Annotated in this window: 24 protein-coding genes; 6 read left to right on the top strand and 18 right to left on the bottom strand. The window is 73.7% G+C overall.

Annotated features, from left to right (window positions below):
* Positions 1-283: 283 nt before the first annotated feature.
* Positions 284-2083 (bottom strand): diguanylate cyclase domain-containing protein, encoded by a 1800-nt coding sequence (locus ACGF07_RS26700; RefSeq protein ID WP_392902698.1) that lies wholly within the window; start codon positions 2081-2083, stop codon positions 284-286.
* Positions 2084-2439: 356 nt separating this feature from the next.
* Here ACGF07_RS26700 and ACGF07_RS26695 point away from each other — a divergent pair, with 356 nt between their 5' ends.
* Positions 2440-2976, top strand: a complete 537-nt coding sequence (locus ACGF07_RS26695; protein ID WP_392902696.1) for a flavin reductase family protein — start codon at positions 2440-2442, stop codon at positions 2974-2976.
* Between the two features lie 57 nt (positions 2977-3033).
* Here the strand turns inward: ACGF07_RS26695 and arfB are convergent, their stop codons facing one another.
* A complete protein-coding gene (gene arfB / locus ACGF07_RS26690) occupies positions 3034-3468 on the bottom strand; it encodes an alternative ribosome rescue aminoacyl-tRNA hydrolase ArfB (protein ID WP_392902695.1) in 435 nt (144 codons plus the stop codon).
* Between the two features lie 68 nt (positions 3469-3536).
* Here arfB and ACGF07_RS26685 point away from each other — a divergent pair, with 68 nt between their 5' ends.
* Together ACGF07_RS26685 and ACGF07_RS26680 are read left to right on the top strand one after the other, a co-directional pair.
* Positions 3537-4034 (top strand): hypothetical protein, encoded by a 498-nt coding sequence (locus ACGF07_RS26685; RefSeq protein ID WP_392902693.1) that lies wholly within the window; start codon positions 3537-3539, stop codon positions 4032-4034.
* Between the two features lie 147 nt (positions 4035-4181).
* Positions 4182-4757 (top strand): TerD family protein, encoded by a 576-nt coding sequence (locus tag ACGF07_RS26680; RefSeq protein ID WP_350737400.1) that lies wholly within the window; start codon positions 4182-4184, stop codon positions 4755-4757.
* A 94-nt stretch (positions 4758-4851) separates the two neighbouring features.
* Here the strand turns inward: ACGF07_RS26680 and ACGF07_RS26675 are convergent, their stop codons facing one another.
* The 7 genes from ACGF07_RS26675 to ACGF07_RS26645 form a co-directional block, all read right to left on the bottom strand.
* On the bottom strand, positions 4852-6105 hold the full coding sequence (locus ACGF07_RS26675) for a hypothetical protein (RefSeq protein WP_392902690.1): 1254 nt from the start codon (positions 6103-6105) through the stop codon (positions 4852-4854).
* A gap of 245 nt (positions 6106-6350) precedes the next feature.
* Entirely contained in the window at positions 6351-6839 is a 489-nt protein-coding gene (locus ACGF07_RS26670) for a DUF3180 domain-containing protein (protein ID WP_350737394.1), read from the bottom strand.
* Positions 6840-7011: 172 nt separating this feature from the next.
* Positions 7012-7611 carry a 2-amino-4-hydroxy-6-hydroxymethyldihydropteridine diphosphokinase gene (folK, locus tag ACGF07_RS26665; RefSeq protein WP_350737391.1) on the bottom strand — a complete coding sequence of 200 codons (600 nt, stop codon included), beginning with the start codon at positions 7609-7611 and terminating at the stop codon, positions 7012-7014.
* Between the two features lie 43 nt (positions 7612-7654).
* Positions 7655-8014: a dihydroneopterin aldolase gene (folB, locus tag ACGF07_RS26660; protein WP_350737429.1), complete on the bottom strand. Its 360-nt coding sequence runs from the start codon at positions 8012-8014 to the stop codon at positions 7655-7657.
* A 245-nt stretch (positions 8015-8259) separates the two neighbouring features.
* On the bottom strand, positions 8260-8739 hold the full coding sequence (locus ACGF07_RS26655; RefSeq protein WP_350737389.1) for a nuclear transport factor 2 family protein: 480 nt from the start codon (positions 8737-8739) through the stop codon (positions 8260-8262).
* A 28-nt stretch (positions 8740-8767) separates the two neighbouring features.
* Positions 8768-9649, bottom strand: coding sequence for a dihydropteroate synthase (folP, locus tag ACGF07_RS26650; protein ID WP_392902686.1), 882 nt, complete (start codon positions 9647-9649; stop codon positions 8768-8770).
* 60 nt (positions 9650-9709) lie between these two features.
* Entirely contained in the window at positions 9710-11551 is a 1842-nt protein-coding gene (locus ACGF07_RS26645) for a phosphatidylglycerol lysyltransferase domain-containing protein (RefSeq protein WP_350737383.1), read from the bottom strand.
* A 377-nt stretch (positions 11552-11928) separates the two neighbouring features.
* On the opposite strand from ACGF07_RS26645, the gene ACGF07_RS26640 reads away from it, so the two are divergent.
* Both ACGF07_RS26640 and ACGF07_RS26635 read left to right on the top strand, forming a co-directional pair.
* A complete protein-coding gene (locus ACGF07_RS26640; RefSeq protein WP_350737380.1) occupies positions 11929-13083 on the top strand; it encodes an alpha/beta hydrolase-fold protein in 1155 nt (384 codons plus the stop codon).
* A 116-nt stretch (positions 13084-13199) separates the two neighbouring features.
* Entirely contained in the window at positions 13200-13988 is a 789-nt protein-coding gene (locus ACGF07_RS26635; protein WP_350737377.1) for a ferritin-like domain-containing protein, read from the top strand.
* Between the two features lie 107 nt (positions 13989-14095).
* Here ACGF07_RS26635 and folE read toward each other — a convergent pair whose 3' ends face one another.
* From folE to dacB, 6 genes are all read right to left on the bottom strand, one after another.
* A complete protein-coding gene (gene folE, locus ACGF07_RS26630; RefSeq protein ID WP_350737374.1) occupies positions 14096-14701 on the bottom strand; it encodes a GTP cyclohydrolase I FolE in 606 nt (201 codons plus the stop codon).
* 121 nt (positions 14702-14822) lie between these two features.
* Positions 14823-16877 carry an ATP-dependent zinc metalloprotease FtsH gene (gene ftsH, locus ACGF07_RS26625; protein ID WP_392902682.1) on the bottom strand — a complete coding sequence of 685 codons (2055 nt, stop codon included), beginning with the start codon at positions 16875-16877 and terminating at the stop codon, positions 14823-14825.
* A gap of 225 nt (positions 16878-17102) precedes the next feature.
* Complete coding sequence (gene hpt / locus ACGF07_RS26620; protein WP_030059589.1) at positions 17103-17657, bottom strand: hypoxanthine phosphoribosyltransferase; 555 nt, start codon at positions 17655-17657, stop codon at positions 17103-17105.
* 70 nt (positions 17658-17727) lie between these two features.
* On the bottom strand, positions 17728-18855 hold the full coding sequence (gene tilS, locus ACGF07_RS26615; RefSeq protein WP_350737368.1) for a tRNA lysidine(34) synthetase TilS: 1128 nt from the start codon (positions 18853-18855) through the stop codon (positions 17728-17730).
* Positions 18856-19121: 266 nt separating this feature from the next.
* Positions 19122-20303, bottom strand: coding sequence for a zinc-dependent metalloprotease (locus ACGF07_RS26610; protein WP_392902678.1), 1182 nt, complete (start codon positions 20301-20303; stop codon positions 19122-19124).
* Between the two features lie 248 nt (positions 20304-20551).
* Positions 20552-22153, bottom strand: coding sequence for a D-alanyl-D-alanine carboxypeptidase/D-alanyl-D-alanine-endopeptidase (gene dacB, locus ACGF07_RS26605; protein WP_392902676.1), 1602 nt, complete (start codon positions 22151-22153; stop codon positions 20552-20554).
* 76 nt (positions 22154-22229) lie between these two features.
* Here dacB and ACGF07_RS26600 point away from each other — a divergent pair, with 76 nt between their 5' ends.
* Positions 22230-22721 (top strand): inorganic diphosphatase, encoded by a 492-nt coding sequence (locus ACGF07_RS26600; RefSeq protein WP_030059594.1) that lies wholly within the window; start codon positions 22230-22232, stop codon positions 22719-22721.
* Positions 22722-22988: 267 nt separating this feature from the next.
* On the opposite strand, the gene ACGF07_RS26595 is transcribed toward ACGF07_RS26600, so the two are convergent.
* The 3 genes from ACGF07_RS26595 to ACGF07_RS26585 all read right to left on the bottom strand — a co-directional run bounded on the left by ACGF07_RS26595 (position 22989) and on the right by ACGF07_RS26585 (position 24946).
* Positions 22989-23198, bottom strand: a complete 210-nt coding sequence (locus ACGF07_RS26595) for a dodecin (protein WP_224285507.1) — start codon at positions 23196-23198, stop codon at positions 22989-22991.
* Between the two features lie 103 nt (positions 23199-23301).
* Positions 23302-24261, bottom strand: a complete 960-nt coding sequence (locus ACGF07_RS26590) for an asparaginase (RefSeq protein ID WP_392902672.1) — start codon at positions 24259-24261, stop codon at positions 23302-23304.
* A 70-nt stretch (positions 24262-24331) separates the two neighbouring features.
* Positions 24332-24946 (bottom strand): ABC transporter substrate-binding protein, encoded by a 615-nt coding sequence (locus tag ACGF07_RS26585; RefSeq protein ID WP_392902670.1) that lies wholly within the window; start codon positions 24944-24946, stop codon positions 24332-24334.
* Between the last annotated feature and the right edge of the window lie 228 nt (positions 24947-25174).

Raw genomic sequence — 25174 nt, 5'->3', positions numbered from 1 at the left:
TGGTCTGCTCCCCCATCCGTTGCGCGCCGCCGGGCTGCGGGCGGCGCAGATCATGGACGCTGTCGTACGCGGAACCCTACCTGCCGTAGCGGACAGCCGGAAAAGAGGCCTTGACAACTCTCCGGTAACCTGCGCCGCGCAGGATGCTCGGCACCCGATCGATCCGGCGGTCCGACCCGCCCCGAGCGGTCCGACCTGCTCCGACTGCTCTGGTCGGCCTCCGACTCATCCGTCAGGCCTCCGGCTGATCCGACCGGCCCCGACCGGCGCCCGCGGCCCTGCGTCAGCCCGCCCGCCGGTGCGAGCGCTCCCCGCGCGCCCCGCGCACCGCCCCGCCCCGGGCCCGCTTCTCGTCGTACATCCGTTCGTCGGCGGTGTGCAGCACCTCCTCGATGCTCATCCCGCAGCCGGCCCAGCCGATCCCCAGGCTCACGCCCACCCGCATCGCCCGTCCGTCGATCCGCATCGGCGGGATGATCGCGTTGCGCAGCCGGTGCGCGAGGTCCTTGGCCTCCTCGCGGCCGATGCCGTCGGCCAGCACCACGAACTCGTCGCCGCCCAGCCGGGCGACCGTGTCACCGTCCCGGACCGCCCCGCTCAGCCGCCGGGCCACCTCGACCAGCACCGCGTCGCCGGCGTTGTGCCCGAACCGGTCGTTGATCGACTTGAAGCCGTCCAGGTCGCAGAAGAGCACCGCGAGCCCCTTCTCCACCGGGGCCACCGGGCCGGAGCGGAACGCGGCCGACCAGGCGTCGCCGGTCGGCCCGTACTCGGCCGGGACCACGGCGTGCACGTGCTCCCCGTAACCGGGGCCCAGTCCGGGCAGCAGACCGCCGCCCTCGGCCGGCTGGTAGCCGTGCGCCGGCCCGGCGTACGGGTCCACCCCCTCCAGGCCGTCGTACGCCGCGTGCGCGCTGTACGAGTCGGCCGGGTAGCCGTACGGGGACGGGTAGCCGGCCTCGCCGGACCCGGCGGGACCGACCGGGGCGACCGGCTGCGGCTCGGAGCAGAGCCGGCGGCCCAGCCGGGCCTTGAGCTCGGCACCGTTGGGCAGGCCGGTGAGGGCGTCGTGGCTGGCCCGGTGGGCGAGCTGGAGCTCGTGGCGCTTGCGGTCCTCGATGTCCTCGACGTGGGTGAGCAGGAAGCTCGGGCCCTCGGCCGCGTCCGCCACGATCGAGTTGCGCAGGCAGACCCACTGGTAGCCGCCGTCCCGCCGGGACAGCCGCAGTTCCGCCCGGCCGCTCTCGGCGCTGGTGCGTTCCAGCAGCGCCCGGTCGTCCGGGTGGACGAGGTCGGCGAAGCTCTGCTGGCGCAGGACGGCGCGGGGGCGGCCGAGCAGTCGACAGAGCGCGTCGTTGACCCTGGTCAGCTGGCGGCGCCCGGCGCCGTGCAGTTCGGTGATGGCCATCCCGCTGGGCGCGTACTCGAAGGCCTGGCGGAAGCTCTCCTCGCTGGCCCGCAGCGCCTGCTGCTCCTTCTCCAGCCGGGCCAGCGCGCGCTGCATCTCGGCCCGCAGCCGGGCGTTGCCGATCGCGATGGAGGCCTGGAGCGAGAACATCTCCAGCGCCTCGCGGGTCCACGCCCCGGGCCGCTTGCCGCTGCGCGGGCGGTCCACCGAGAGGACGCCGAGCAGGTCGCCGCCGGCGCTGTACATCGGGGCGAGCAAGCCGTCGGCGGGGTGCCAGTCGTTGGCGTAGACGGGCAGCGGGCCGTCCCCGATCCAGCGCGGGATGTCGCTGGCGACGGCCCAGCCGCGGTCGTACGGCAGGAAGCGCAGGGTGCCCCAGTGGTCGCTCACGCCGAGCAGCCGGTCCCAGGACTCGCGCGATCCGACCTGCCCGAGCAGCACCGAGGGCCCGCCCATCGGGCTCTCCTCCAGCTCCCAGACGGCCGCCACCACGAGGTCGCCGTCCGGCCGGACGAGGCTCACCGCGGCGGCGTCGAAGCCGAGTCCGTGCACCGCGCCCTCGACGACGGCCTGCAGCGTGCCCGCCAGGCTGCGGGCAGCGTTGAGGTCCGCCACGACCCGGTGCAAGGTGCGGAGGGTCGCGAGACGGACGTACGGCTCCGACTCGGCTTCCATGCGGGGGCTCCCCGGCTGCTTCGGATAGTTCTTGATTGGTTATCGTCCGATTGCCAGAAGAACTGAATCACAGGGAGCACAGCGTTCGGCACGCTCGGTCAGCAATAGGACGTCACTTGTGACTTAAATCACACGGCACTAATGCGCCCTTAATCAGTTCATTCCCCCATAGCGGGACAAAAGGCGTTATCGGTGCATTTCCGGTGGTCGACCGGGTCGGCCCCGCACTGGAGCCCGGTACGCCCACCGGTCCCCCGGCATCACCCCTGGGAGTGAGCCCGCCCACGGCCCGGCAGGCCCGCGCCGGTGGTCCTACGACCACGGTCCGATGCCGTTTCCCGCGGCCGCCAGCTACCGTGCGGTACGTGTACCCGTCCTCGCAGCCCGAAGCTGCTCCCCACGCCACGCCCGACGAGTTCCGGGCAGCACTCTCCCAGCTCGCCGCCGGCGTGAGCCTGGTGACCGTCAACGACCCGGAGGACGGGGAGGACGTCGGCATGACCGCGACGTCCTTCCTCTCCGTGTCGCTGGAGCCGCCGCTGGTGCTGATCTCGGTCCGCGAGGACTCCCGGATGGACGAGGTGCTCGCCCGGGCCGACACCTGGGCGGTCTCGGTGCTGGCGGAGGGGCAGAAGACGCTCGGCTCACGCTTCGCCATGAAGGGCCGGCTCAGCGACCGGCTGCTGTTCGCGGACACCCCGCACCGCCGCGGCCCGCAGAGCGGCGCCCCCCTGATCGAGGGCGCGCTGGCCACCGTCGAGTGCCGCACCGAACAGCGGATATCCGCGGGCGACCACACGCTGCTGATCGGCCGCGTCCTCGAAGCCCTCGTCCCCGAACCCGGCGGCCGCCCGCTTCTCTACTTCCGCGGCGGCTACCGCAGTCTCGGCTGAGCCGGCCCCGAGCCGGTACCCGAGCGGATCACCGATCCGGCTCTCGGCCGGACAGGCCTACTGGTCCTGCCGCGGCGCCCGCCGCCCCTGCTTCAGTTCGGAGCGGTGCCGCTTGTTCTCCAGCCGCCGCTGGACCATCCCCCGGCTCGGGCGGGTCGCCCGCCGGGCCTTCGGCGGCGGCGCGCAGGCCTCGGTCAGCAGCGCCGCCAGGCGGGCCGCGGCCGCCTCCCGGTTGCGCCACTGCGAGCGGTACTCGGAGGCCTGCACCACCAGCACCCGGCCGTCCACCAGCCGGTGCGCGAGCCGCTCCAGGGCACGCTCGCGCCACACCTCGGGCAGCGCCCTGGAGGCCGCCAGGTCGAAGCGCAGCTCGACCTTGGAGTCGGAGGTGTTGACGTGCTGGCCACCGGGGCCGGAGGAACGCGAGAAGCGCCAGACGAGCTCGGCGTCGGGGACGACCACCGACCCCCGTACGCGGATGGGCTCGGGCATGCGCCCATCATCCCGCGCCCGCCCCGCCCGGTCACCCGGTTATCCGCACCCCGCCGCGAACCCCGACAATGGCCTACGTGATCGAGCTCGGCTACTCCCTCTCCAACCGCTTCCCCGACCCCCCGCAGACCGACTACCGCACCGCCCCCGTGCGCTCCCTGCGGTACGACCTGTTCTGCGGCGACGTCTACCTGGACGCCGAGGGCGCCGAGCTCTCCACCCGCTGGGGCTGGGTGCCCGTGCTGGACTTCGCCTGGGCGCTGTGCGACATCGTCGAGCAGCTCGACCGCGACCCGGACGGCTCCCGCGCCGCCCGGGTGCAGACCGCCGACCTCGACTTCACCCAGAACACCGAGTTGCTGCGCTTCGCCCGCCGCTTCAACTGGGTGGAGATCACCGCCACCTGGCTGCGGGACGAGCCGCCCGCCGTGGTGCGCCACAGCGAGCTGCGCCGGGAGGCCCGGGACTTCCTCCAGGACACCCTCGCCGACCTGTTCGACATGCACCCCGACCTGGCCGACAACCCGAACATCTGGTCGCTGCAGGGCCGGTTCCCGCGGATCTGACCCGGCGACGGATCGCCGGGTTGGTCAGTCCTTTGATTTTCCTTTGTCCGCGTTTGGCACCCGCCGAGAATTCACGGACCCGGTGGAACCAAGCACCCCGGGGATTGCGTTGTCCCGGGAAAAGCGAACGAAGGGACTGCAATCGCCATGCCAGTGAGCCTCTCCAAGGGTGGCAACGTCTCGCTGACCAAGGAGGCCCCCGGCCTGTCCGCGGTGAGCGTCGGCCTGGGCTGGGACGTCCGCACCACGACCGGCGCCGAGTTCGACCTCGACGCCAGCGCGATCGTCCTGAACGCGGACGGCAAGGTGCTGTCCAACGCGCACTTCGTCTTCTTCAACAACACCAGCACCCCGGACGCCACCGTCGTCCACACCGGTGACAACCGCACCGGCGAGGGCGCGGGGGACGACGAGACGATCAACGTCAACCTGGCCGGCCTGCCCGCCGAGGCCGCCAAGATCACCTTCCCGGTCACCATCTACGACGGCGTCGCCCGCGGCCAGAACTTCGGCCAGGTGCGCAACGCCTACATCCGCGTGGTGAACGCCGCCGGCGGCGCCGAGATCGCCCGCTACGACCTCTCCGAGGACGCCGCCACCGAGACCGCGATGATCTTCGGCGAGCTCTACCGCAACGGCGGCGAGTGGAAGTTCCGCGCCGTCGGCCAGGGCTACGCCTCCGGCCTGGCCGGCATCGCCCAGGACTTCGGCGTCCAGCTCTGACGCACCCCCGGGCGGTCCGGCCGACCGCTCGAAGCCCGCGGCGCGGGGCGTCGGACGGTCCGACGTCCCGCGCCGCGGGCCTTTCCGCCCCTGCTCAGCGCGAGGCGCGCAGGTGCGGCAGCTCGATCAGCTCGGTCTCGTCCTCCGGCGTCAGGTCCACCACGGTCGGCTCGGCCTGCTCCGGCCCGTCGGCCGCCGGCGCGGCCTGGACGGGCCGGGCCTGCTGCGCCTCGGCCTTCGCCTTGGCGGCGACCGCCTCGTCACCCACCACGTCCGCCAGGTCGGTGCGGTCCTCCAGCTCGGCGATGCTGCCCACCGCCGGCGCCGGAGCCGCCGCCCGTACCGGCGCGCCCGAGCCGCGGCCGAAGAAGCTGAAGCCCTGTCCGCGCGCCTGGCCGGACTGCGCCGGGCGCGGCCGCTGCCGCTCGACCGGCACCGGTGCCACGGCCGGGACGCTCGGCGTGCCGCCGAGCTGGCCGACCGTCGCGGTCAGCGCCGGACGCAGCGGCGTCGGCTGCACCGCGGTCGGCCGCACCGAAGCCTGGACCGCCGAGGACTGCACCCCCGAGGACCGGATCGCCGAGGACTGGGCCGCCGGCGCCTGCGCCGGGGTCGGCACCGAGGGCGCGATCGGAGCGGGCACGGACACCGGCTTGGCCGCCGCGCCCGCCGAAGCCACCGGAGCCGCCGGAGCCGCCGACCCGGCCTGGGCCCCGGAAGCCGCGGCGGCGCCCGGGCCGGTCTGCGACACCGTCGCGGACGCCCGCAGCGCGACCTCCGCACCGGCCGTGCGCGCCCGCCGCGCCTCCTGCTCCGCGGCCCGCCGCTCGAGCAGCCGCAGCACCGAGGCCGCGCGGACGAACGCGGCCGGGCTGGCCGGGTACTTGGGACGGCTCGCGGCGAGCGCCCGCTGGGCCGCCTCGGCCTCCTTGAGCGCCTGCTCGGCCACGGTCACGGCCCGCTCCCGCAGCAGCCGGGCGATCTCGGTCTCGGCCTTCGCCAGCCGCGACTTCTCCGCCGTCAGCCGCCGCCCGAACCGGGTGGCCCGCTCCTCGGCGACCTCGGCCGCGTACTCGGCCTCGGCCAGTTGCTCCTCGAAGCGCTCCTCGGCCCGCAGCCGCTGCGCGGCGGACAGCTCGGCGGCCGCCCGGGCCGCCTTGTCCCGTTGGCGCAGCAGCAGGGCGAATCCGAGCACCGCGATCAGCGCCGCGATGCCCACCGAGCGCACCAGGACGGTGTCCTGACTGAACAGCAGAGCGGCCAGTGCGGCGACCAGCAGTACGCCGGCGGCGGTGGGGGGAACGACCCGGCTGAGGACGGAGGAATGACGGTGGCGTCCGCGAGACATGCCAAGAAACTAGCGTGCGAATTGGGGCCGTGTCAGCCCAGGGTCCTCTTCCGCCCTTGACAGGGTGCCGTTTTTACCGCACGTGCCCGGCTTTTCACTCAAGATCACGACAAGGGGGCTGCTCAGCGCGCTCCCGGCAGTGCGGCCCGCTGACCTCCCGGCGACCGGCCCGACGCCCGCCGCCGCGACCGGCGACCGCCGCCACTACCGGCGACCGACCCGGCGGCTCGCCGCCCGCGCCCGCCTCAGCGGTGCGAGGCCGCCGGACCGCTCGGGTCGTCGTGGTTCTCCGGCAGCTTGCACACGTGCTGGAGCCAGAGCGCCGCCGCGATCACCGCGGCCCCCGCCAGCACGGCCAGCCCGGCGGTGACCGCCTGGTCCTTGCGGGCCGCCACGTCCAGCTCCCCGAGCAGGTAGATCCCGGCCCCCGCGTAGATCCCGGTGACCACCGAGGACACCAGCGCGCTGGCCTGCCCCAGCACCACCGCGCGGGCCGCCAGCAGCGGGTCGACCCGCTTCGCGCCGGGCTGCCGCTCGCGCACCGCCTTCAGCCGGGACCGCAGCGAGATCGTGGTCGCCAGCAGGATCACCGCCACCGCCGCCAGCACCACCGGCGCCGCGGCCGGCACGGCCGGCAGCGTGTCCAGGGAGGCCCACAGCTTGGAGCCGGCCCAGGACAGCGCCGTCGTCGCGGCGGTGATGCCGATCAACAGGCGGAGGCGAAGCAGCTTCACTCGGAGCAGGTCCTTCCCGGGGTACCAGAGCCGGCCGACCGGCCGGGGGCCGGCGCGGAGGCGTCAGGCCACCGTACCGGGCGCGGCCGGACGGACATCTACTCGTACGGCCGGGGCCCCCGGCCGAGTTCCCCGGCCCGCCCGGCCGACCGGCGGCGGGCCGGTCCCGGGGCTACTCCGGCAGCGTCAGCCGGATGTCCTTGCGCCGCCGCACGCCCTGCGCCTCCGGGCCGCCGAGCGCCTCCAGGAGCGCGGCGACCTGCCCGTGCCCGGGCACCTCGGCCTCGGGCTGGGCGTCCAGCCACGGGGCGAGCACGAAGACCCGCTCGTGCGAGCGCGGGTGCGGCAGCACCAGCTGCGGGTCGTCACTGACCACGCCCTCGTAGGCCAGGATGTCGACGTCCAGGGTGCGGGGGCCCCAGCGGACCTCCCGGACCCGGCCGAAGGCGTCCTCGATCGCGTTGCCGCGCTCCAGCAGGTCCCGCGGCGGCAGCGAGGTGCGCAGCACGACGACCGCGTTGTAGTAGTTGGGCTGTTCCTCCGGGCCGCCGACGGCCTCGGTCTCGTAGACCGCCGAGACGGCCTTGATCTTCAGCCCCGGGGTGTCGGCGAGCGCGTCGACGGCACCCTGCAGGGTCTCCAGCCGGTTGCCCAGGTTGCTGCCCAGCGCGATCACCGCGCAGCGCTGGCCGTGCAGCGTGGTGTCGGCGGAGTCCACCCGGCTCTCCAGGTCGAACGCGTTCGGCTCGGCGGTCGGGTCACTGCTGCTCATCGAAGAAATCCCTCTGCATCGGATACCGGGCACGCGGTGGGGGTCATGTGCGGCCCCGGTGGATGGTCACGGTCACGTCGTCGAACGGCACGGTGATCGGGGCGTCCGGCTTGTGCACGGTGACCTCGACCTCCTCGACCGCGTCGTGCTTCAGGCACTGGTCGGCGATGCGCTGGGCCAGGGTCTCGATCAGGTCGACCGGCTCCCCGGCGATGATCGCGGTGACCTCCTCGGCCACGATGCCGTAGTGCGCGGTGCGGGTGAGGTCGTCTCCGGACGCGGCGGGGCGGGTGTCCAGGTACAGCACGAGGTCGACCACGAAGGTCTGGCCCTCGACGCGCTCGCGCTCGAAGACGCCGTGGTGGCCCCGGGCTCGCAGCCCCCGCAGGGTGACGCGGTCCAGCAAACGAATCACTGCTCCCAGTCGGACGGGCCCCGCCCTGGAAGGCACGGACGGGCAGGGCGAAGGCGGGCAGCACGCCCGCCACTCCGTTTCGAATCTACCCGCGAGCGCGGACAACGCCTGACCGTCCTACCCGGCACGAACCGTCGCCACGCACGCCGATCCGGCGATTGACGTGAACGTCGGACGCCCACTCGGGAATTCCCCGGTCACGGTTCGGCGCCGCTATCGCGCGACCGCCGCCGTCATTCCTCGTCGTCCTCGTCGCCGCTGGTCAGAACGGGTGAACCGTGGTGCGACCAGAGCTTCCACCCGGCCGGGGTACGGCGGAACAGATTGCTGGAGACGACCTTTCCGCCGACCAGCGGACCGAGTTCCCCCTCCTCCTCCGCCTCACCGCCGGAGAGGATGTTCTCGGTGCACGTGACAAGGGCCACATCGCCGTGGACCTCGGCCTCGACATCGGTCAGGAAGAACTGGATGTACTCCGTGTTCATCATGATCAACATGTAGGAGCGGGTCACCTGCGCCCGCCCGCGCAGCACCGGCCAGCCGGGGTGCACGCACACCACGCCGCCCTTGTCGTCGGCGTGCTCGGGCCCCAGCCAGGCCTCCTCGACCGCCTCGACGTCCCCCCGCTCCAGCGCCTCGTAGAACGCCCGGTTCGCCGCGAGCACCGCTTCCAGGTCCACCTCGTGGGCCTTTCCGGCCGTACCGCCGCTCAACCTGCCGTCACCTGTCACAGACCCTCCCTCACCCCAGCCGCGCCGCGCGCTGCCAGGCCGCGACCACGCGGACGGCGTCCGCCGTACCCGACACGTCGTGCACCCGCACCGCCCAGGCTCCGGCCTGGGCGGACAGCACCGAGACCGCGGCGGTCGCGTCGTCCCGCTCACGGGCCGGGCGCAGCTCCCCGGTTTCCGGGTCGGCGAGCAGCGTACCCAGGAACCGCTTGCGCGAAGCGGCGACGAGCACGGGACGGCCGAGCGCGGTGAGCGCGTCCAGCCGGCCGAGCAGCGCCCAGTTGTGCTCGGGGGTCTTGGCGAAGCCGAGCCCCGGGTCGAGGATCAGCTGGTCCTCCTTGACCCCGGCGGCCAGCAGCGCGTCGATCCGGTCGGTCAGCTCGGCGACCACGTCCCGCACCACGTCGTCGTAGACGGCGAGCCGGTCCATGTCGGCGGACTGCCCGCGCCAGTGCATCACCACGAAGGGCACGCCGGTCCCGGCGACCACCCGGCCCATCGCCGGGTCGGCGAGGCCGCCGGAGACGTCGTTGACGATCGCCGCGCCGGCCTCGACGGCCCGCTCGGCGACCGAGGCCCGCATGGTGTCGACGGACACCACCACCCCGGCGGCGGAGAGCTCGCGCACCACGGGCAGCACCCGGCGCAGCTCCTCCTCCTCGGGCACCCGCTGCGAGCCGGGCCGGGTCGACTCGCCGCCGACGTCCACCAGGTCCGCGCCGCGGGCGCGCAGCGCGAGTCCGTGCGCGATCGCCTTCGCGGGGTCGAACCAGAGCCCGCCGTCCGAGAAGGAGTCGGGCGTGACGTTGACCACGCCCATCACGGCACAGCGGCCGAGCCGCGGCAGACCGGGCGGCAACGGGAAGGACGGCGCATCGCTCATGCTCCCCATTATCGAACGGGGCCCCCGCCGAGCGTTCTCGGCGGGGGCCCCGGGCGGTGCCGAGCGGCCTCAGGCGGCCTCGGTCACCTCGCGGCTCGACGGGACGGGCATCAGGCCCTCGCGCTGGCGCTTGCGGCCGAAGCGCGGCATGCCCAGGGTGATGAAGGCCTCCGCCTGCATCGCGGCGAAGCCGATCCGCGGCAGGTCCCGGGTGTTCGGGAAGACCAGGAAGCGCGGCTCCCACTCCGGCTGGAACTTGGCGTTGAACTTGTACAGCGACTCGATCTGGAACCAGCGGGACAGGAAGACCAGCAGTCCGCGCCAGGCGCGCAGCACCGGGCCGGCGCCGATCCGCTCACCGCGGGCCAGTGCCGAGCGGAACATCGCGAAGTTGAGCGACACCCGGCGCACGCCCATGTCGGGCACCGCCTGGAGGGCCGCGACGATCAGCAGCTCGTTCAGGCCCGGGTCGGCGGCGCGGTCGCGGCGCATCAGCTCCAGCGAGATGCCGTCCGGCCCCCAGGGCACGAAGTGCAGCACGGCCTTCAGGTCGTCGCCGCCCTCGCCCTCCTCCGGCGCCTTGTGCGCGGTGACCACCACGCAGTCGTCGTCCAGCGGGTCGCCGAAGCGGCCCAGGGCCATCGAGAAGCCGCGCTCGGTGTCGGTGCCGCGCCAGCGGGCGGCGGCGTCGGCGATCCGGTACTTCTCGTCCGGGGTGAGCTCGGAGACCCGGCGCACCTTGCAGGAGTAGCCGTTGCGCTCGATCCGCTTGACCATCTGGCGGACGTTGCGCATGGCGCGGCCGGACAGCGAGAAGGTCGAGGTGTCGACGATCGCCTCGTCGCCCAGCTCCAGTGCGTCCAGGCCCGCCTCGCGGGTCCACACCTCGCCGCCGACCTCGCTGCAGCCCATCACCGCCGGCACCCAGGCGTGCTCGCGGGCCTCGGCCATGAACACCTTGATCGCGCCCGGCCAGGCCTCGACGTCGCCCACCGGGTCCCCGGAGGCGAGCATCACGCCGGAGACCACCCGGTAGGAGATCGCGGCCTTGCCGGTGGGCGAGAACAGCACGCTCTTGTCGCGGCGCAGCGCGAAGTAGCCGAGCGAGTCGCGTTCGCCGTGGCGCTTGAGCAGCTCGCGGACCTTCTCCTCGTCCTCGGCGCTGAGCTCCGGCTTCGGCTTGCCGGGGCGCAGCGCCAGGTAGGCGGTGGTGAAGGCGGTCAGCAGCCCGAGCCCGCCGAGCAGGTAGGCGACCAGGTCGGACATCCGCACGTTGGTGTAGCGGATCGGGCCCTCGAAGCCGAACAGCCCGTACCCGACGTGCTCCAGGCGCTCGGTGAGGCCGGGGTGGCCGACCTCGTACTTGGTCCGGGTGCTCACGATCAGCAGGCCGAGCAGCACGCTGAGGGTGCCCATCACGACCAGGTTGACCAGCGCGCGCCAGCGGGTGCGCGGGTCGGCCTTGGCGTAGAACTCGCGCTGGTGCAGCAGCATCACGACCCAGACCGCCAGCGAGACGACCGCCGGGCCGACCTGGTGCCAGCGCACGATGTGCAGCGCCGCGCCGACCGGCAGCAGCACGCAGACCGCGCGCCAGGCCCGCCGCTTGCGGCGGCGCAGCGCGTGGGCGAGCGGCACCAGCAGGATGCCGACCATCAGGGTGCCGACCGCGGCCAGGCTGGTGGTGCCGCCCGGCAGCTGCCCGGCGAAGGTGTGCATCTTGGTGTGCCGGAGCTTGGGGAACACCGCGCTGGCGATGTCCACCAGCCCGATCAGCAGGCAGGCGTAGCCGACCGCGCCCGGGAGCCAGGCCCTCGGGACGGCGGCCGCCTGGTTGCGCAGCGTCTGCAGACCACGCCGACGGCGCGGCGGCTGCTCGGGGCTCGGCTCAACGGACACGGGAACGCTCATGGAAGCTCAGGGTAGAGGCTGCGGGGCGGTGTCCGGTCACTCCGGGGGAGCACGTGTGATGGACCTTCATGCCTATTCCTTCATCAGGCCATGCGCATACCAAGGATCCGGAAACGGTAGGTAAACCGGGTGCCCTGGATGCGCTGCGGTTGAGCCGGGGGTGGGAGCCGGGACCCGCCGCCGCGTGGCGGGTCGGGGCCCTCCGGTGCGCGTTACGTACGGTGGACGCCGCATTCTAGGGTGCCGGTTGCCCCCGGTCTCCGCCCGCCCTCCCGGCCCACCCGGGCGCCCGGTCGGCCTAGCAGCGGTGGCCCGGCCTGACGGGCCGCCAGACGATGAAGCCTGCTCCGACAGTGTCCCACCGGAAGGCCGACGGCATGGAACTGACCAGCGACGCGCTGGTGAACTCGCTGCTCGCACTCGGTGCCGCGGCTCTCGTCACCACCCTGTGGATCTGGCCCCGGCTGGCCAAGCAGCGCCCGCTGCCGGTGCTCGGCCGGATCGGCCTGCTGACCGTCGTTCAGGTGTCGATCCTCGCCGTGCTGGCGCTCTCGGTGAACAACTCCTTCGGGTTCTACACCTCCTGGGACGACCTGCTCAGTCCCGGCGGCGCCAAGCTCGCGCTGGCGAGCAACGAGAACCACAAGGGCGGCACCCCGGTCTCCGACGACCTGATCCAGCCGACCACCGAGGGCGGGCTGGAGACCGTCACCAACCTGCCGAAGGGCGCGCCGGAGGAGGTCGGCAAGGTCGAGTCGGTGCGGGTCAACGGCAAGGAGACCGGCTTCTCCGACCAGATGTTCGTCTACCTGCCGCCCGAGTACTTCGACCCGAAGTTCGCCCTGGTCCGCTTCCCCGTCCTGGTGGCACTGGCCGGCTACCCGGGCACCACCCTGAACCTGCTCAAGGAACTGCCGCTGGTGCAGACGGCGGCCGAGCTGCAGCGTTCCGGCAAGATGCCGCCGACCGTCCTGGTGATGGCCCGCCCGGCGGTGGTCCCGTCCCGGGACACCGAGTGCGTGGACGTCCCGGGCGGCCCGAAGACGGAGAGCTGGTTCGTCAAGGACCTGCCCCAGGCCCTGCACAGCACCTACCGGCTCGGCCGCTCGGCCGGATCCTGGGGCCTGTTCGGCTACTCCACCGGCGGCAGCTGCGCGATGCGGCTGGCGATGCGCTTCCCGAACGTCTACGGCAACGCCGCCGGCCTGCACGGCGACTTCGCGGTGCGCCAGGACAACTACACCGGCGGCGACCTCTTCAACGGCGACAAGGCGCTGACCCAGCAGCACGACCTCGGCTGGCGGCTGCAGAACCTCCCGGTGCCGCCGCTGAACCTGCTGGTGGTCTCCACCCGCAAGGAGGGCGACTACCCGCAGACCGTCCAGTTCGTCGACCAGGCCACCCAGGCGGCCGCCGCCAACCCGCAGTTCAAGGTCGAGTCGCTCTACCTGGACGACGGCGGCCACAACTTCGACAGCTGGACCCGGGAGCTGCCCGCCTCGCTCGAATGGCTGGGCACCCACCTCGGCTGAGGCGTGCGGGTGATTACCCGCCGGTCGGCCCGACCGTCCGGCGGTTCGGGGGAACGTATCGCGGCCGCCCGCCGGACACCCGGCGGACGCCGCCCCGGATGCGCGCAGGAGGCGCCGTGCTGAGCACCCGCTCGCTCTTCGACGAGATCTACCGGAACGACCAGGCGTACCAGCTGTTCTGCAGCATCGCGGCCGGCGGCGAGGACCAGGGCGGGTGGGAGAACGAGCGGATCACCGCCCTCACCCAGGACCCGGTCCTCGCGCCGAAGGTCGCCCGGCACGGCGCGGACGAACGCAAGCACGGCCGGATCTTCGCCCAGCTGCTGAACAAGCGCGGCCTGCCCAAGGTGCCCGTCCCGGAGGAGGCCGACTACTGCATGCTGCTGGAGCGCCAGGGCGTCGGCCTCTCCCACGAGCGGCTGAAGAGCGACGTCCCGCTGAGCGACCGGGAGATCATCGTCTACCTCGCGCACAGCCGGGTCACCGAGCAGCGCGCCGCCGAGCAGATGCGCCAGCTGGTCAAGGTGTACGGGGACAACCCCGACCTCGGCCGGGCGATGCGGATGATCTCCGCCGACGAGGACAACCACCTCGCGTACTGCCACGAGGAGCTGCTGCGGCTGAAGGACGCGGGCCACGGCCCGTACATCCGGCACACCCTGGAGGCCACCGCCCGGGGCGAGATCCGCACCCACCGGGACGTCGGTCTCGCGGTCACCGCCCGGATGGCGCGGATCCTGGGCTGGCCGCGCTGGCAGCTCGCCCTGGTCACCCTGGGGGTGCACGCGCTGTACCTGTACGACCGCGTCCTCGGCTGGCGCCGGATGGTCACCCTGCGGATGCCCGAGCGCCGCAACGCGCTGGGCACCCCGGCCCCGCCGCACGCGGAGCACGAGGTGCTCTGAGCCGCCGCACCGGCGGCCGCGCCCACGGGCCGCCCGGCTACCGGCTACCGGCTACCGGCTACCGGCTACCGGCTACCGGCTACCGGCTACCGGCTACCGGCTACCGGCTACCGGCCGATGATGAGGCTCATCGCCTCGGCCCGGCTCGCCGGGTCGCGCAGCTGGCCGCGCACGCAGGAGGTGATGGTCTTGGCACCGGGCTTGCGGATGCCGCGCATCGACATGCACATGTGTTCGCACTCGACCACGACGATCGCCCCGCGCGGCTCCAGGATCCGCATCAGCGCGTCGGCGACCTGGCTGGTCAGCCGCTCCTGCACCTGCGGGCGGCGGGCGTAGACGTCGACCAGCCGGGCCAGCTTGGACAGGCCGGTGATCTTGCCGCTGGCGGACGGGATGTACCCGACGTGCGCCACCCCGCGGAACGGCACCAGGTGGTGCTCGCAGACCGAGGTCAGCTCGATGTCCTTGACCAGCACCATCTCGTCGTGGCCGAGGTCGAAGGTGGTGGTCAGGACGTCCTCGGGCTCCTGCCACAGGCCCGCGAATATCTCCTTGTAGGCCCGCGCCACCCGGGCCGGGGTCTCCAGCAGGCCCTCGCGGTCCGGGTCCTCCCCGACGGCGAGCAGCAGCTCGCGGATGGCGTTCTCGGCCCGCTTCTGGTCGAAGGTGCCGACGGCGACAGGGCCGTCGAGCGTCACCGGGTCGATCATGCGGGCCTCGCTTACGTGTGGGAAGACTCTGGCTGAACAGCACGGATGCCGCGCCTCCAGGGTACAAACCCTGGTGACGCGGCATCCATTCCCCCGGGGAACCGGGCCCGGCTCCGGGCGGTCAGCCCTCGGTCGGCGGCTCGGAGGCCGGCAGCGGCGGGAGCTTCACGACGTCCACCGGAGCGGTGTCGGTCGCGGCGGCGCCGTTGGTGAGCGCCAGCTCCTTCGGCGACTGGACCGGCGGCCGGGTGGACGGCGTGCGACGGGTGGAACCCGTCCAGGCCGGCCGGGCCGGGCGCTTGACCACGGGGGCGAAGATCTCGGCGATCTGCTCCTTGTTCAGGGTCTCCTTCTCCAGGAGTTCCAGAACCAGGTTGTCGAGCACGTCGCGGTTCTCGACCAGGATCTCCCAGGCCTCGTTGTGCGCGCTCTCGATGAGCTTCTTCACCTCTTCGTCGACCAGCGCGGCGACCTCTTCCGAGTAGTCGCGCTGGTGACCCATCTCGCGGCCCAGGAACGGCTCCGAGTTGTCGGTGCCGAACTTGATCGCACCCAGGCGCTCGGTCATGCCGTACTGGGTGACCATGGCCCGCGCGGTGGCGGTGGCCTTCTCGATGTCGTTCGAGGCGCCGGTGGTCGGGTCGTGGAAGACCAGCTCCTCCGCCGCGCGCCCGCCCAGCATGTACGCCAGCTGGTCGAGCATCTCGTTGCGGGTGGTGGAGTACTTGTCCTCGTCCGGCAGCACCATGGTGTAGCCGAGGGCCCGGCCGCGGGACAGGATGGTGATCTTGTGCACCGGGTCGCTGTACTGGCAGGCCGCCGCGACCAGGGCGTGACCGCCCTCGTGGTACGCGGTGATCTTCTTCTCCTTGTCGGACATGATCCGCGTGCGCTTCTGCGGACCGGCCACGACGCGGTCGATCGCCTCGTCCAGGATGCCGTTGTCGATCAGCTTCTTGTCCGAGCGGGCGGTCAGCAGCGCGGCCTCGTTGAGCACGTTCGAGAGGTCGGCGCCGGTGAAGCCGGGGGTGCGCTTGGCGACGGCCGACAGGTCGACGTCGGGCGCGATCGGCTTGCCCTTCTGGTGCACCTTGAGGATGTCCAGGCGGCCCTGGAGGTCCGGGCGCTCCACCGCGATCTGGCGGTCGAAGCGGCCCGGGCGCAGCAGCGCCGGGTCCAGGATGTCGGGCCGGTTGGTCGCCGCGATCAGGATCACGCCGCCCTTGACGTCGAAGCCGTCCATCTCGACCAGCAGCTGGTTGAGGGTCTGCTCGCGCTCGTCGTGGCCGCCGCCGAGGCCCGCGCCGCGGTGCCGGCCGACGGCGTCGATCTCGTCGACGAAGACGATCGCCGGGGCGTTCGCCTTGGCCTGCTCGAACAGGTCGCGGACCCGGCTGGCACCGACACCGACGAACATCTCGACGAAGTCGGAGCCGGAGATCGAGTAGAACGGCACCCCGGCCTCGCCCGCGACGGCACGCGCCAGCAGGGTCTTGCCGGTCCCGGGCGGGCCGTAGAGCAGCACGCCCTTGGGGATCTTGGCGCCGACGGCCTGGAACTTGGCCGGCTCCTGCAGGAACTCCTTGATCTCGTGGAGCTCCTCGACCGCCTCGTCGGCGCCCGCGACGTCGGCGAAGGTGGTCTTCGGGGTGTCCTTGGTGAGCAGCTTGGCCTTGGACTTGCCGAACTGCATGACGCGCGAGCCGCCGCCCTGCATCTGGTTCATCAGGAACAGGAAGACCAGGACGATGATCACGATCGGCAGCATCGACAGCAGCAGGCTGACGAAGGTGCTCTGCTTCTCCGGGCTGACGGTGTAGCCCTCGGCGAGCGTGTTCGAGTCCTTGTCGTTGATCTGGGCCTGGAGCTTGTCGGCGATCGCGACACCCTGGTCGCCGATGTACGAGGCCTGGAACTTGGTGCCGGACGGGGCCTTGCCCGTACCGGCCGCGGACAGCGTGGCGCCGTCCTTCAGCTGGATCTTGATCGTGTTCGAGTCACCGGTGGTGATCTGCGCCGACTTGACGTTGTGCGCGTCGATCGCCGCGACCACCTGACCGGTGTCCACCGTCTTGTAGCCGTTCGAGTCCGAAACGACCTGCATCAGTACGATGACGGCGAGGACGGCCAGCACGATCCACATGATCGGCGCACGGAAGTATCGCTTGACGTCCATCCATGCGGGGCGTTGCCGCCCCGTCCCTCCTGCCACTCAACGGCGCCGGGAGGCGGGGGGCCTCGGCGCATCCGGGTCGGTGCTCATGTGAAGAGCGGTTTATTGGACCGTACCGCAGTCGGACCCGCCCATGGCGGGAGCGCGGCGACACGGCCGTCGTTCTTTGTCCCCCCGGTCCAACGGGCGGGAACCACCTACTGTTCCCGCCCGTAGCCCGAACGGGCCTCAGCCGCCGTAGACGTGCGGGGCGAGGGTCCCGATGAAGGGGAGGTTACGCAGCTTCTCCGCGTAGTCCAGCCCGTAGCCGACCACGAACTCGTTCGGGATGTCGAAGCCGACGTACTTCACGTCGATCTCGACCTTGGCGGCGTCCGGCTTGCGCAGCAGGGTGCAGACCTCGAGCGAGGCCGGGCCGCGCGACCCCAGGTTGCCCAGCAGCCAGGACAGCGTCAGACCGGAGTCGATGATGTCCTCGACGATCAGGACGTCGCGGCCCGCGATGTCGGTGTCCAGGTCCTTCAGGATGCGCACCACGCCCGAGGACTTGGTGCCCATGCCGTACGAGGAGACCGCCATCCAGTCCATGGTGACCTGCGAGTGCAGGGCGCGGGCGAGGTCGGCCATGACCATCACGGCCCCCTTGAGGACGCCGACGATCAGCAGGTCCTTGCCTGCGTAGTCCCGGTCGATCCGCTCGGCCAGCTCCAGGAGCTTGGCGTCGATCTCGTCCTTGCTGATGAGCACCTTTGCGAGGTCAGCGCCCATGTCGTTCTGGTCCACCGGGGATACGTCCTCAAACGTTCGGGGTCTGTGTGGCCGGCGGCCGGCTCCCCCGGGACGTGCCTCGCCCTCAGTCGCCCTGCCGCCGAAAGACCAGCGTGCCACACCGGCGGGTGGCCTCGACTCCCCCGGGTAGGTGCAGCGGCCCCTGACCCCGCCATCCGGTGACCAGCAGGTCCACCGTCTCCAGGTGCCGGGCGAACAGGTCCCCGGCCGGACAACCCGCGCGCAGCGCGGCCCGGCGCAGCACCCGGCGCCGGACGGCCGACGGCAGTTCGGCCAGCTTCACGGCGTCCAGGGTGCCTTCGCCCGTCCGGAGGTCGCGTTCGGCCAGGGAGGCCCACTGGTCGAGGGCGTCGGCGTCGTCGCGGAACAGCCGGGCGGTGCGGGCCAGCGCCTCCACCACGCCGCCGCCCAGGTGCTTCTCCAGCACCGGCAGCACCTCGTGGCGCACCCTCGAGCGGGTGTAGGCGGGATCACAGTTGTGCGGGTCGTCCCAGACCGGGATCGCCTGGGCGGAGCAGGCCTGCCGGGTGGCCGCCCGGTCCAGCTCCAGCAGCGGCCGGCGGTAGCGGCCCTTCTGGGCCGGCATGCCGGCCAGCGAGCGGGCGCCCGACCCGCGGGCGAGGCCCAGCAGGACGGTCTCGGCCTGGTCGTCCCGGGTGTGGCCGAGCAGCACCGCGATCGCGCCGTGGCGCTCGGCCGCCTCGTCGAGGGCGGCGTAGCGGGCGTCCCGCGCGGCCGCCTCCGGCCCGCCGTCGCGGCCGACCTGCACCGGGATCGCCTCGACCGGGTCCAGGCCGAGCGACCGCAGCCGCTCGGCGACCTGGGCGGCGCGGTCGGCGGAGCCGGGCTGCAGGCCGTGGTCGACGGTGACGGCGCCGACCCGCAGGCCGATCTTGGGGGCTTCGAAGGCGGCGGCGATGGCCAGCGCCATCGAGTCGGCGCCGCCGCTGACCGCGACCAGCACCAGCGGCGAGCCGGGGGCGGCCGGGGTGCGGGGCAGACCGGAGGGGTGGCGGGCGGCGTTGCCGATCAGGGTGGTGCCGACGGCGGCGCCCACCAGCGGCGCACCGGCCGGGCGCTCGCGGGGCTCGCGCACGGGCGCGGTGAAGGTGGTACCGGCCTCGGCGGCGAGGTCGGTGAGCGTACGGCGGACGGCCAGGCGTATCGCGGCTACGGCGGGGTGAGGGCCCACGGCGGACGACTCCTCGGCGGAGGGGACAGGACTGCGGCGGGCGCGGCCGGGGCCGCGCGCCGACATGAGCGCCGCGTTACCGGGCGCTCACAGATGGTGGCAGAAAGCGGCGACCCGCTACGCCACCCGCGCCATCGGTACGACCACCGTCCCACGTTCGGGTGAATGGAGAAACGTATCTTCACCCACCACCTGCCCGATTGGACCACTCGTACGAGCGGGTTTGACCGCCACGGACCAGCGGCGGTCCCGCCTCGTCGGCTTCCTCAGCGGGCGACCCGGGCGACCCAGGCCGCCGGGTCGTGGATCTCGTCCTTGGTCGGCAGGGTGTTCGGGGAGGTCCACACCCGGTTGAACCCCTCCATGCCCACCTGCTCCACCACCGCGCGGACGAACACCGCGCCGTCCTGGTACTGCCGCAGCTTGGCGTCCATGCCCAGCAGCCGGCGCAGCATCAGGTCCAGCCGGTTCGCCCCCCGGTCGCGGCGCTGCTGGAACTTCTCCCGGATCTCCGCGACCGTCGGCACCACGGCCGGCCCGACCCCGTCCATCACGACGTCCGCGTGGCCCTCCAGCAACGACATCACCGCCGTCAGGCGCCCCAGGATCTCCCGCTGCGCGGGCGACTGGACGATCTCCAGCAGGTTCGCCGAGGCGCCGTCCCGGCCCTCCCGGCCGCCCGCCCCGGGCAACGCCCCGCCGAGCGAACCCGCCGCCTCGCGCAGCCGGTCCAGCAGGGCGCCCGGGTCGACGTCCGTCTCGGCCAGGAAGGCCTGCACCTCGGACTGGATGTGGTCGCGCAGCCAGGGCACCGCCGTGAACTGCGTCCGGTGCGTCTCCTCGTGCAGACACACCCAGAGCCGGAAGTCGGACGGGTCCACGTCCAGTTCGCGCTCGACGTGGACGATGTTCGGCGCCACCAGCAGCAGCCGGCCAGGACCGGGGCCCTCCGGGCTCAGCCGCGGCTTGTCGAACAGCGCCGCCGGGCTGTCCGGGGCCTCCAGCGAGGGCTCGGCCGGCGCGAAGGTCTCGTACTGGCCCAGCACCTTGGTCGCCAGGAACGCCAGCAGCGCCCCGACCTCGATCCCGGTGGCCTTCTCCCCCACCGCGCCGAACACGCCCGCCGCCGCACTGTTCGCCCGCCGCGCCTGCAGCTTCTCCACCAGCGGCTGGACGACCGTCCGGAAGCCCGCCACGTTCGCCCGCACCCACCCGGGGCGGTCCACCACCAGCACGGGGGTCGCGGCGGCCGCGGCCAGGCTGCTCGACCGCATCCCGGTGAACGCCCGCACGTGCTCCTCCGCCTCCAGGGCGTGCCGGCGCAGCTCGGCGACCACCGCCGCCGCCTCCGCCCGGCTCACCTCCGGCCCCGGCCGAACCAGCCTCGTCGCGGTAGCGACCGCGAGATTCCAGTCGACCATGTCAGCCCCGCCACTCGCGCTCGTCATGCCCTCACCGTACGTGCTCATCACCACCAACGGCAGCCACCTGCCGGCAACACCTCGGCCACCGGCCCCGGATCCGCGACCACCGCCCGGAAGCACCGGCCCACGGGTACGAACGACGGCCCGGACACCCGCCCTCCACCCCTCCTGCCCGCCCGCACGGCCCCCGAACCCGGGCCGCCGGCCCGGCGGTGGTGGGGCGCGGTCGGCGCCGTGCGGCCGGTCCGGACGGTCGCCCCGGCGCGGGCGGGTCAGTGGCAGCCGCAGGCGGCGAGGCGGGCGGCGATGCGGTCCATGGCGGCGCGGGCGGTGTCGGCGGAGGCGGAGGTACGGGTCATCACGGCGAAGAGGAGGAGGCGGCCGTCGGCGTCCACAACGGTGCCGGCCAGGGTGTTGACGCCGCTGAGGGTTCCGGTCTTGGCGCGGATCAGCCCGGCCGCGTCGGCGGCACCGGAGCCGGTGCCGTAGCGCCTGTCGAGGGTGCCGCTGAACCCGGCGACCGGGAGGCCGGTGAGGACCGGGCGCAACTCGGGGTGCTGGTCGGAGGCGGCCAGGGCGAGGAGTCGGACCAGGACGGCGGGCGGGATCCGGTCGTCCGGGTGCAGGCCGCTGCCGTCGTCGAGGACCACGCCGGTCATCGGGACGCCCAGTGCGGCGAGCTGCCGGGTGACGGCGGTCGCCGCGCCCTCGAAGCCGGCCGGCTGGTGGGCGGCCAGCGCGACCTGACGGGCGATCGCCTCGGCGAGCTGGTTGTCCGAGGTGGTCAGCAGCCGCTCCACCAGCCGGGCGAGGGTCGGCGACTCGACCTTGCCGAGGACGGGGGCGTCGGCGGCCGCCGGAGCGGTGGCGGGCCTGGCCTTGCCCTCGACGGTGACGCCCTGGGCGGCGAGCATCGCGGCGAAGGCGTCGGCGGCCGCGCCGGCCGGGTCGGCGACGCGGTTCGGGGCCTCCTCCCGGCTCCTCGGGTCGGCCTTGGCCTCGTCCACCATCAGCGGGACGACCAGCGCGATGTTCTGCGCGTCGTGGTTCCGGTGCTGCGGGCTGCCCGTGTACATCGACAGGTCGTAGTCCAGCTGGACCGTGGTGGTGCCGGCCGCCTTGAGGGCGGTGGCGGTCTGCCGGGCGAGCGCCTCCAGGGAGGCGGGGGCGGTGTCGGCGTCGACGGGCTGTCCGCCGATCTGCACCTGGTCGGCGGGCAGCGCGGTGAGCGTCGGGTCCCCGCCGCCGACCAGGGTGACGGTGCCCGGGGTCGAGCCGCGGACCACCCGGGTGGCGAGCCGGGTGTCCGCGGGGAGGAGGGACAGCGCGGCGACCGCGGTGGCGAGCTTGGTGGTGGAGGCCGGGGTGGCCGGGGTGTTCTCCCCCGAGCCGTAGAGGAGGCGGCCGTCGGCGGCGTCCGCGACGGCGATCGTCACGGTGCCGAGGCTCCGGTCCGCGAGGGCGGAACGGAGCGCCTGCTGCAGGCCCTGGGCGGTGGGGGCGGCGGCCTGCGGCCCGTCCTCCGCGGCGGCCAGGACGGCACCCGCCGGGGGCACCGGGCGGGCGACCGGCGCACTGCCGCCGTCGGCGGGTGCGGAGCCGGCGGGTGCGGAGCCGGCGGGCGGTTCGGCCCGCCGGGCCGGTCCGGCGCTCGGGCTCTCGCCGGTCCGGGGCCCGGCCTTCCCGTGGTCGCCCCTGCGACCCCCCTGGCCGTCGTCGTCCTCGCCCCGCCCCGCGCTGTGGCCGGGCGCCGGCGAGGGCTGCGCGTACGCACCGCCCGGGGTCAGCACGGCCCCGGCGACCAGCAGCGCCGCTCCGGCCAGTCCCGCGGCCGTCCCCCTGCGACGGCCTGCCGCCCCCACCCCAGCTCGCACCGACCGGCCCCTTTCCTGAGCACTCGCTCCCGTAGGAGACACTTGGATTCTGTCAGTCCCTACCTTGGAGGAAGCGTTGGAGTTCGACGTCCTTATCGAAATCCCGAAGGGCTCGCGTAACAAGTACGAGGTCGACCACGAGACCGGCCGTCTGCGGCTCGACCGGATGCTCTTCACCTCGACCCGCTACCCGGCCGACTACGGCTACGTCGAGGGCACGCTCGGCGAGGACGGCGACCCGCTGGACGCCCTGGTCATCCTGGACGAGCCGACCTTCCCGGGCTGCCTGATCAAGTGCCGCGCCATCGGCATGTTCCACATGACCGACGAGGCCGGCGGCGACGACAAGCTGCTCTGCGTCCCGGCGACGGACCCGCGCTGGGAGCACCTGCGCGACATCCACCACGTGTCGGAGTTCGACCGCCTGGAGATCCAGCACTTCTTCGAGGTCTACAAGGACCTGGAGCCCGGCAAGTCCGTCGAGGGCGCCAACTGGGTCGGCCGTGCCGAGGCCGAGGCCGAGGTCACCGCTTCGATCAAGCGCCTCGCGGAGCAGGGCGGCCACTGAGCCGTCGTTCCGGTCCGGCTCGACCAGGACGGTTCGGGGCGGGGTCGGGACAGCCAGGGGCCGGGGGGGGGGGGGGGGGGGCCCCCGCCCCCCCCCCCGGCGGCCCCCCCCCCCCCCCCCCCGGGGGCCGGCGGCCCGGGCCGCCGCCCGCCCCGCGCCGCCCCGGGGCCGGGGGGGGGGGGGGGGGGGGGGGCCGCCCGGGGGGGGGGCCCCGCCCCCGGGGGGGGGCGGCCCGGGGCCCCCCCGGCCGGTGGGCTTTCCGGGGGCTCAGTCCTCCAGCCGGAACCCGACCTTCATGCACACCTGGTAGTGCTTGATCCGGCCGTCCTCCAGGTGGCCCCGGACCTGCGACACCTCGAACCAGTCGAGGTTGCGCAACGTCCGGGAGGCCCGCTCCACCCCGTTGCGGATCGCGGCGTCGACGCTCTCGGTCGAGGACCCGACGATCTCGGTCACCCGGTACACGTGGTCGGTCATGGCGGACTCCCTCAGCTGTGCGACGGCCCCCGGTCCACCGTGCACCGGCCCGGGTCCGCCCGCACCCCGGCGGCGTCCGCCGGGGGCCGCCCGGAGGCACGCCTCAGAACGCCGCCCGCACCTCGCCGACCGGGACGCCGCCGCCGAGCAGCGGGGCCGCGCCTATCCGCTCGACGGTCTCCTGCGCGCCGGTCAGGCCCAGCCGGCGCAGCGCGGCCGCCAGGACCGGGCCGCGGGCCCGCTCGGCACCGTCGTCGATCTTGAAGGCGAGCGCCCGGCCGTCCGGCAGGGCGACGACCTGGACGGCCTCGGCGCCCATCTTGGAGAGCGCGCCGGGGACGGCCCGCATCAGCCAGGTGTCGGCCCGGCGGGTGCCGGCCACGTACTCGGGGTGGGCGCGCATCGCGTCGGCGACGCGGCGCTGGACGGTGCCCTCGGCGGCCAGCACCAGGCCGCGGTAGCCGCGGGCCAGGCCGGTCAGCGTGACGGCCAGCAGCGGGGCGCCGCAGCCGTCCACCCCGGCGTGCGCGGGGGTCTCGCCGGTGGCCTCCTCCAGCGCCTCGCGGGCCAGCCGCTGGATCGGGTGGGCCGGGTCGAGGTAGCCCGCGGTGTCCCAGCCGTTGGCGACGCAGGCGGCCAGCCAGCCGGCGTGCTTGCCGGAGCAGTCCATCAGGATCGGGGCGCGCCCACCGCCCGCGCCGAGCAGCAGCTCCGCCTCGGTCTCGTCGAGCGGCAGGTCGGCCGGGGTGCGCAGGGCGGACTCGTCGAGTCCGGCGGAGCCCAGGATCGCCCGGACCCCGTCGAGGTGAAACGATTCTGCGGAGTGGCTGGAGGCCGCCAGCGCCAGCAGCTCGCCCTCGATCGCCAGCCCGGCCCGCAGGGTGGCCACCGCCTGGAACGGCTTGGCCGTCGAGCGGGGGAAGACCGGCGCGTCGGGGTCGCCCAGCGCGAACTCCACCGAACCGTCGGCGGCGAGCAGGACGAGGGAGCCGTGGTGGCGGCCCTCGGTGAAGCCCGAGCGGACAACCTCGGCGAGCACGGGCGGGTTGGCGGACTGCGACATCGGGAGCCTTCCGGGGGCGGGGGTGGACCGGGAGGAAGCCGGGCCCACCCGCCCGCGACGACTCACCCGGTCAGAGCGGCCTCTCGGAGAGCAGGTCGTCGACCCGTGCTTCCCCATCACGGTACCTGCGGGTGATCTCGGCACTGCAACCGTCGGCCGTCCGCAGCAGGCGCCGGCGCCGTCCGGAGACCTCGCGCTCGTGCGCGCGCAGCCGTTCCAGCGCGGCCAGCAGCTCCTCGGCGGGGTGCGCGGCGAGGTCGGCGAGCTGGACGTCCCCCATCAGGGCGTCCGCCTCCAGCTGCGACTCCTGGGTGCGCGGCGGCCCCAGGGTGACGTGCCGGGCCGAGCGCCGCACGGTGGAGGGCGCGTCGGTCAGGATCGCGGGCAGCCGGTCCAGCAGCTCGCCGCCGCCGTCGCCCGCCGGCCGGGCGGCGCGGGCGGGGTTGCCGCCGGGGCGCCGGTCGAGCTCGGCGCGCAGGATGTCCATCCGGCCGTGCAGCAGCCGCCGCAGGTAGGACAGGTCGGCCTCCTGCGCCAGGGTCTCCCGGCGCAGCAGGCGCAGCTGGTCCAGGCCCAGCCGCTCCAGATCGGGCTCGCCGTCCGGGCCGGCCGCCCAGGAGGGAGCCCCGGGGGCCTGCGCCACCTGCCCGGGACGGTTCCCCGCCGCGCTGCTCGCGTCCATCATGCAACCCACCTGCCGTCGTCGATCCCGCCCGCTCGCGGCACTCCGTCCCTGCCGCCGGCCCGGCCCGTCCCCCGACGGGCTCGCGCGTCCGTCCGTTGGCACGCCCGGGGGATCCGAACGGTTCCGCCCCCCGGCCGGAACCACCCGCCGGGGCGACCCGGCCAGAACGCCTGACCTACCGGCTCGACCTCCCGGCCGAGCCCGGCCCGGTGCGGCGGACCTCCAGGC

It is taken from the genome of Kitasatospora sp. NPDC048194, assembly GCF_043202455.1.
Taxonomy (GTDB): Bacteria; Actinomycetota; Actinomycetes; order Streptomycetales; family Streptomycetaceae; genus Kitasatospora.
This window is presented reverse-complemented; position numbering and strand designations above follow the sequence as displayed.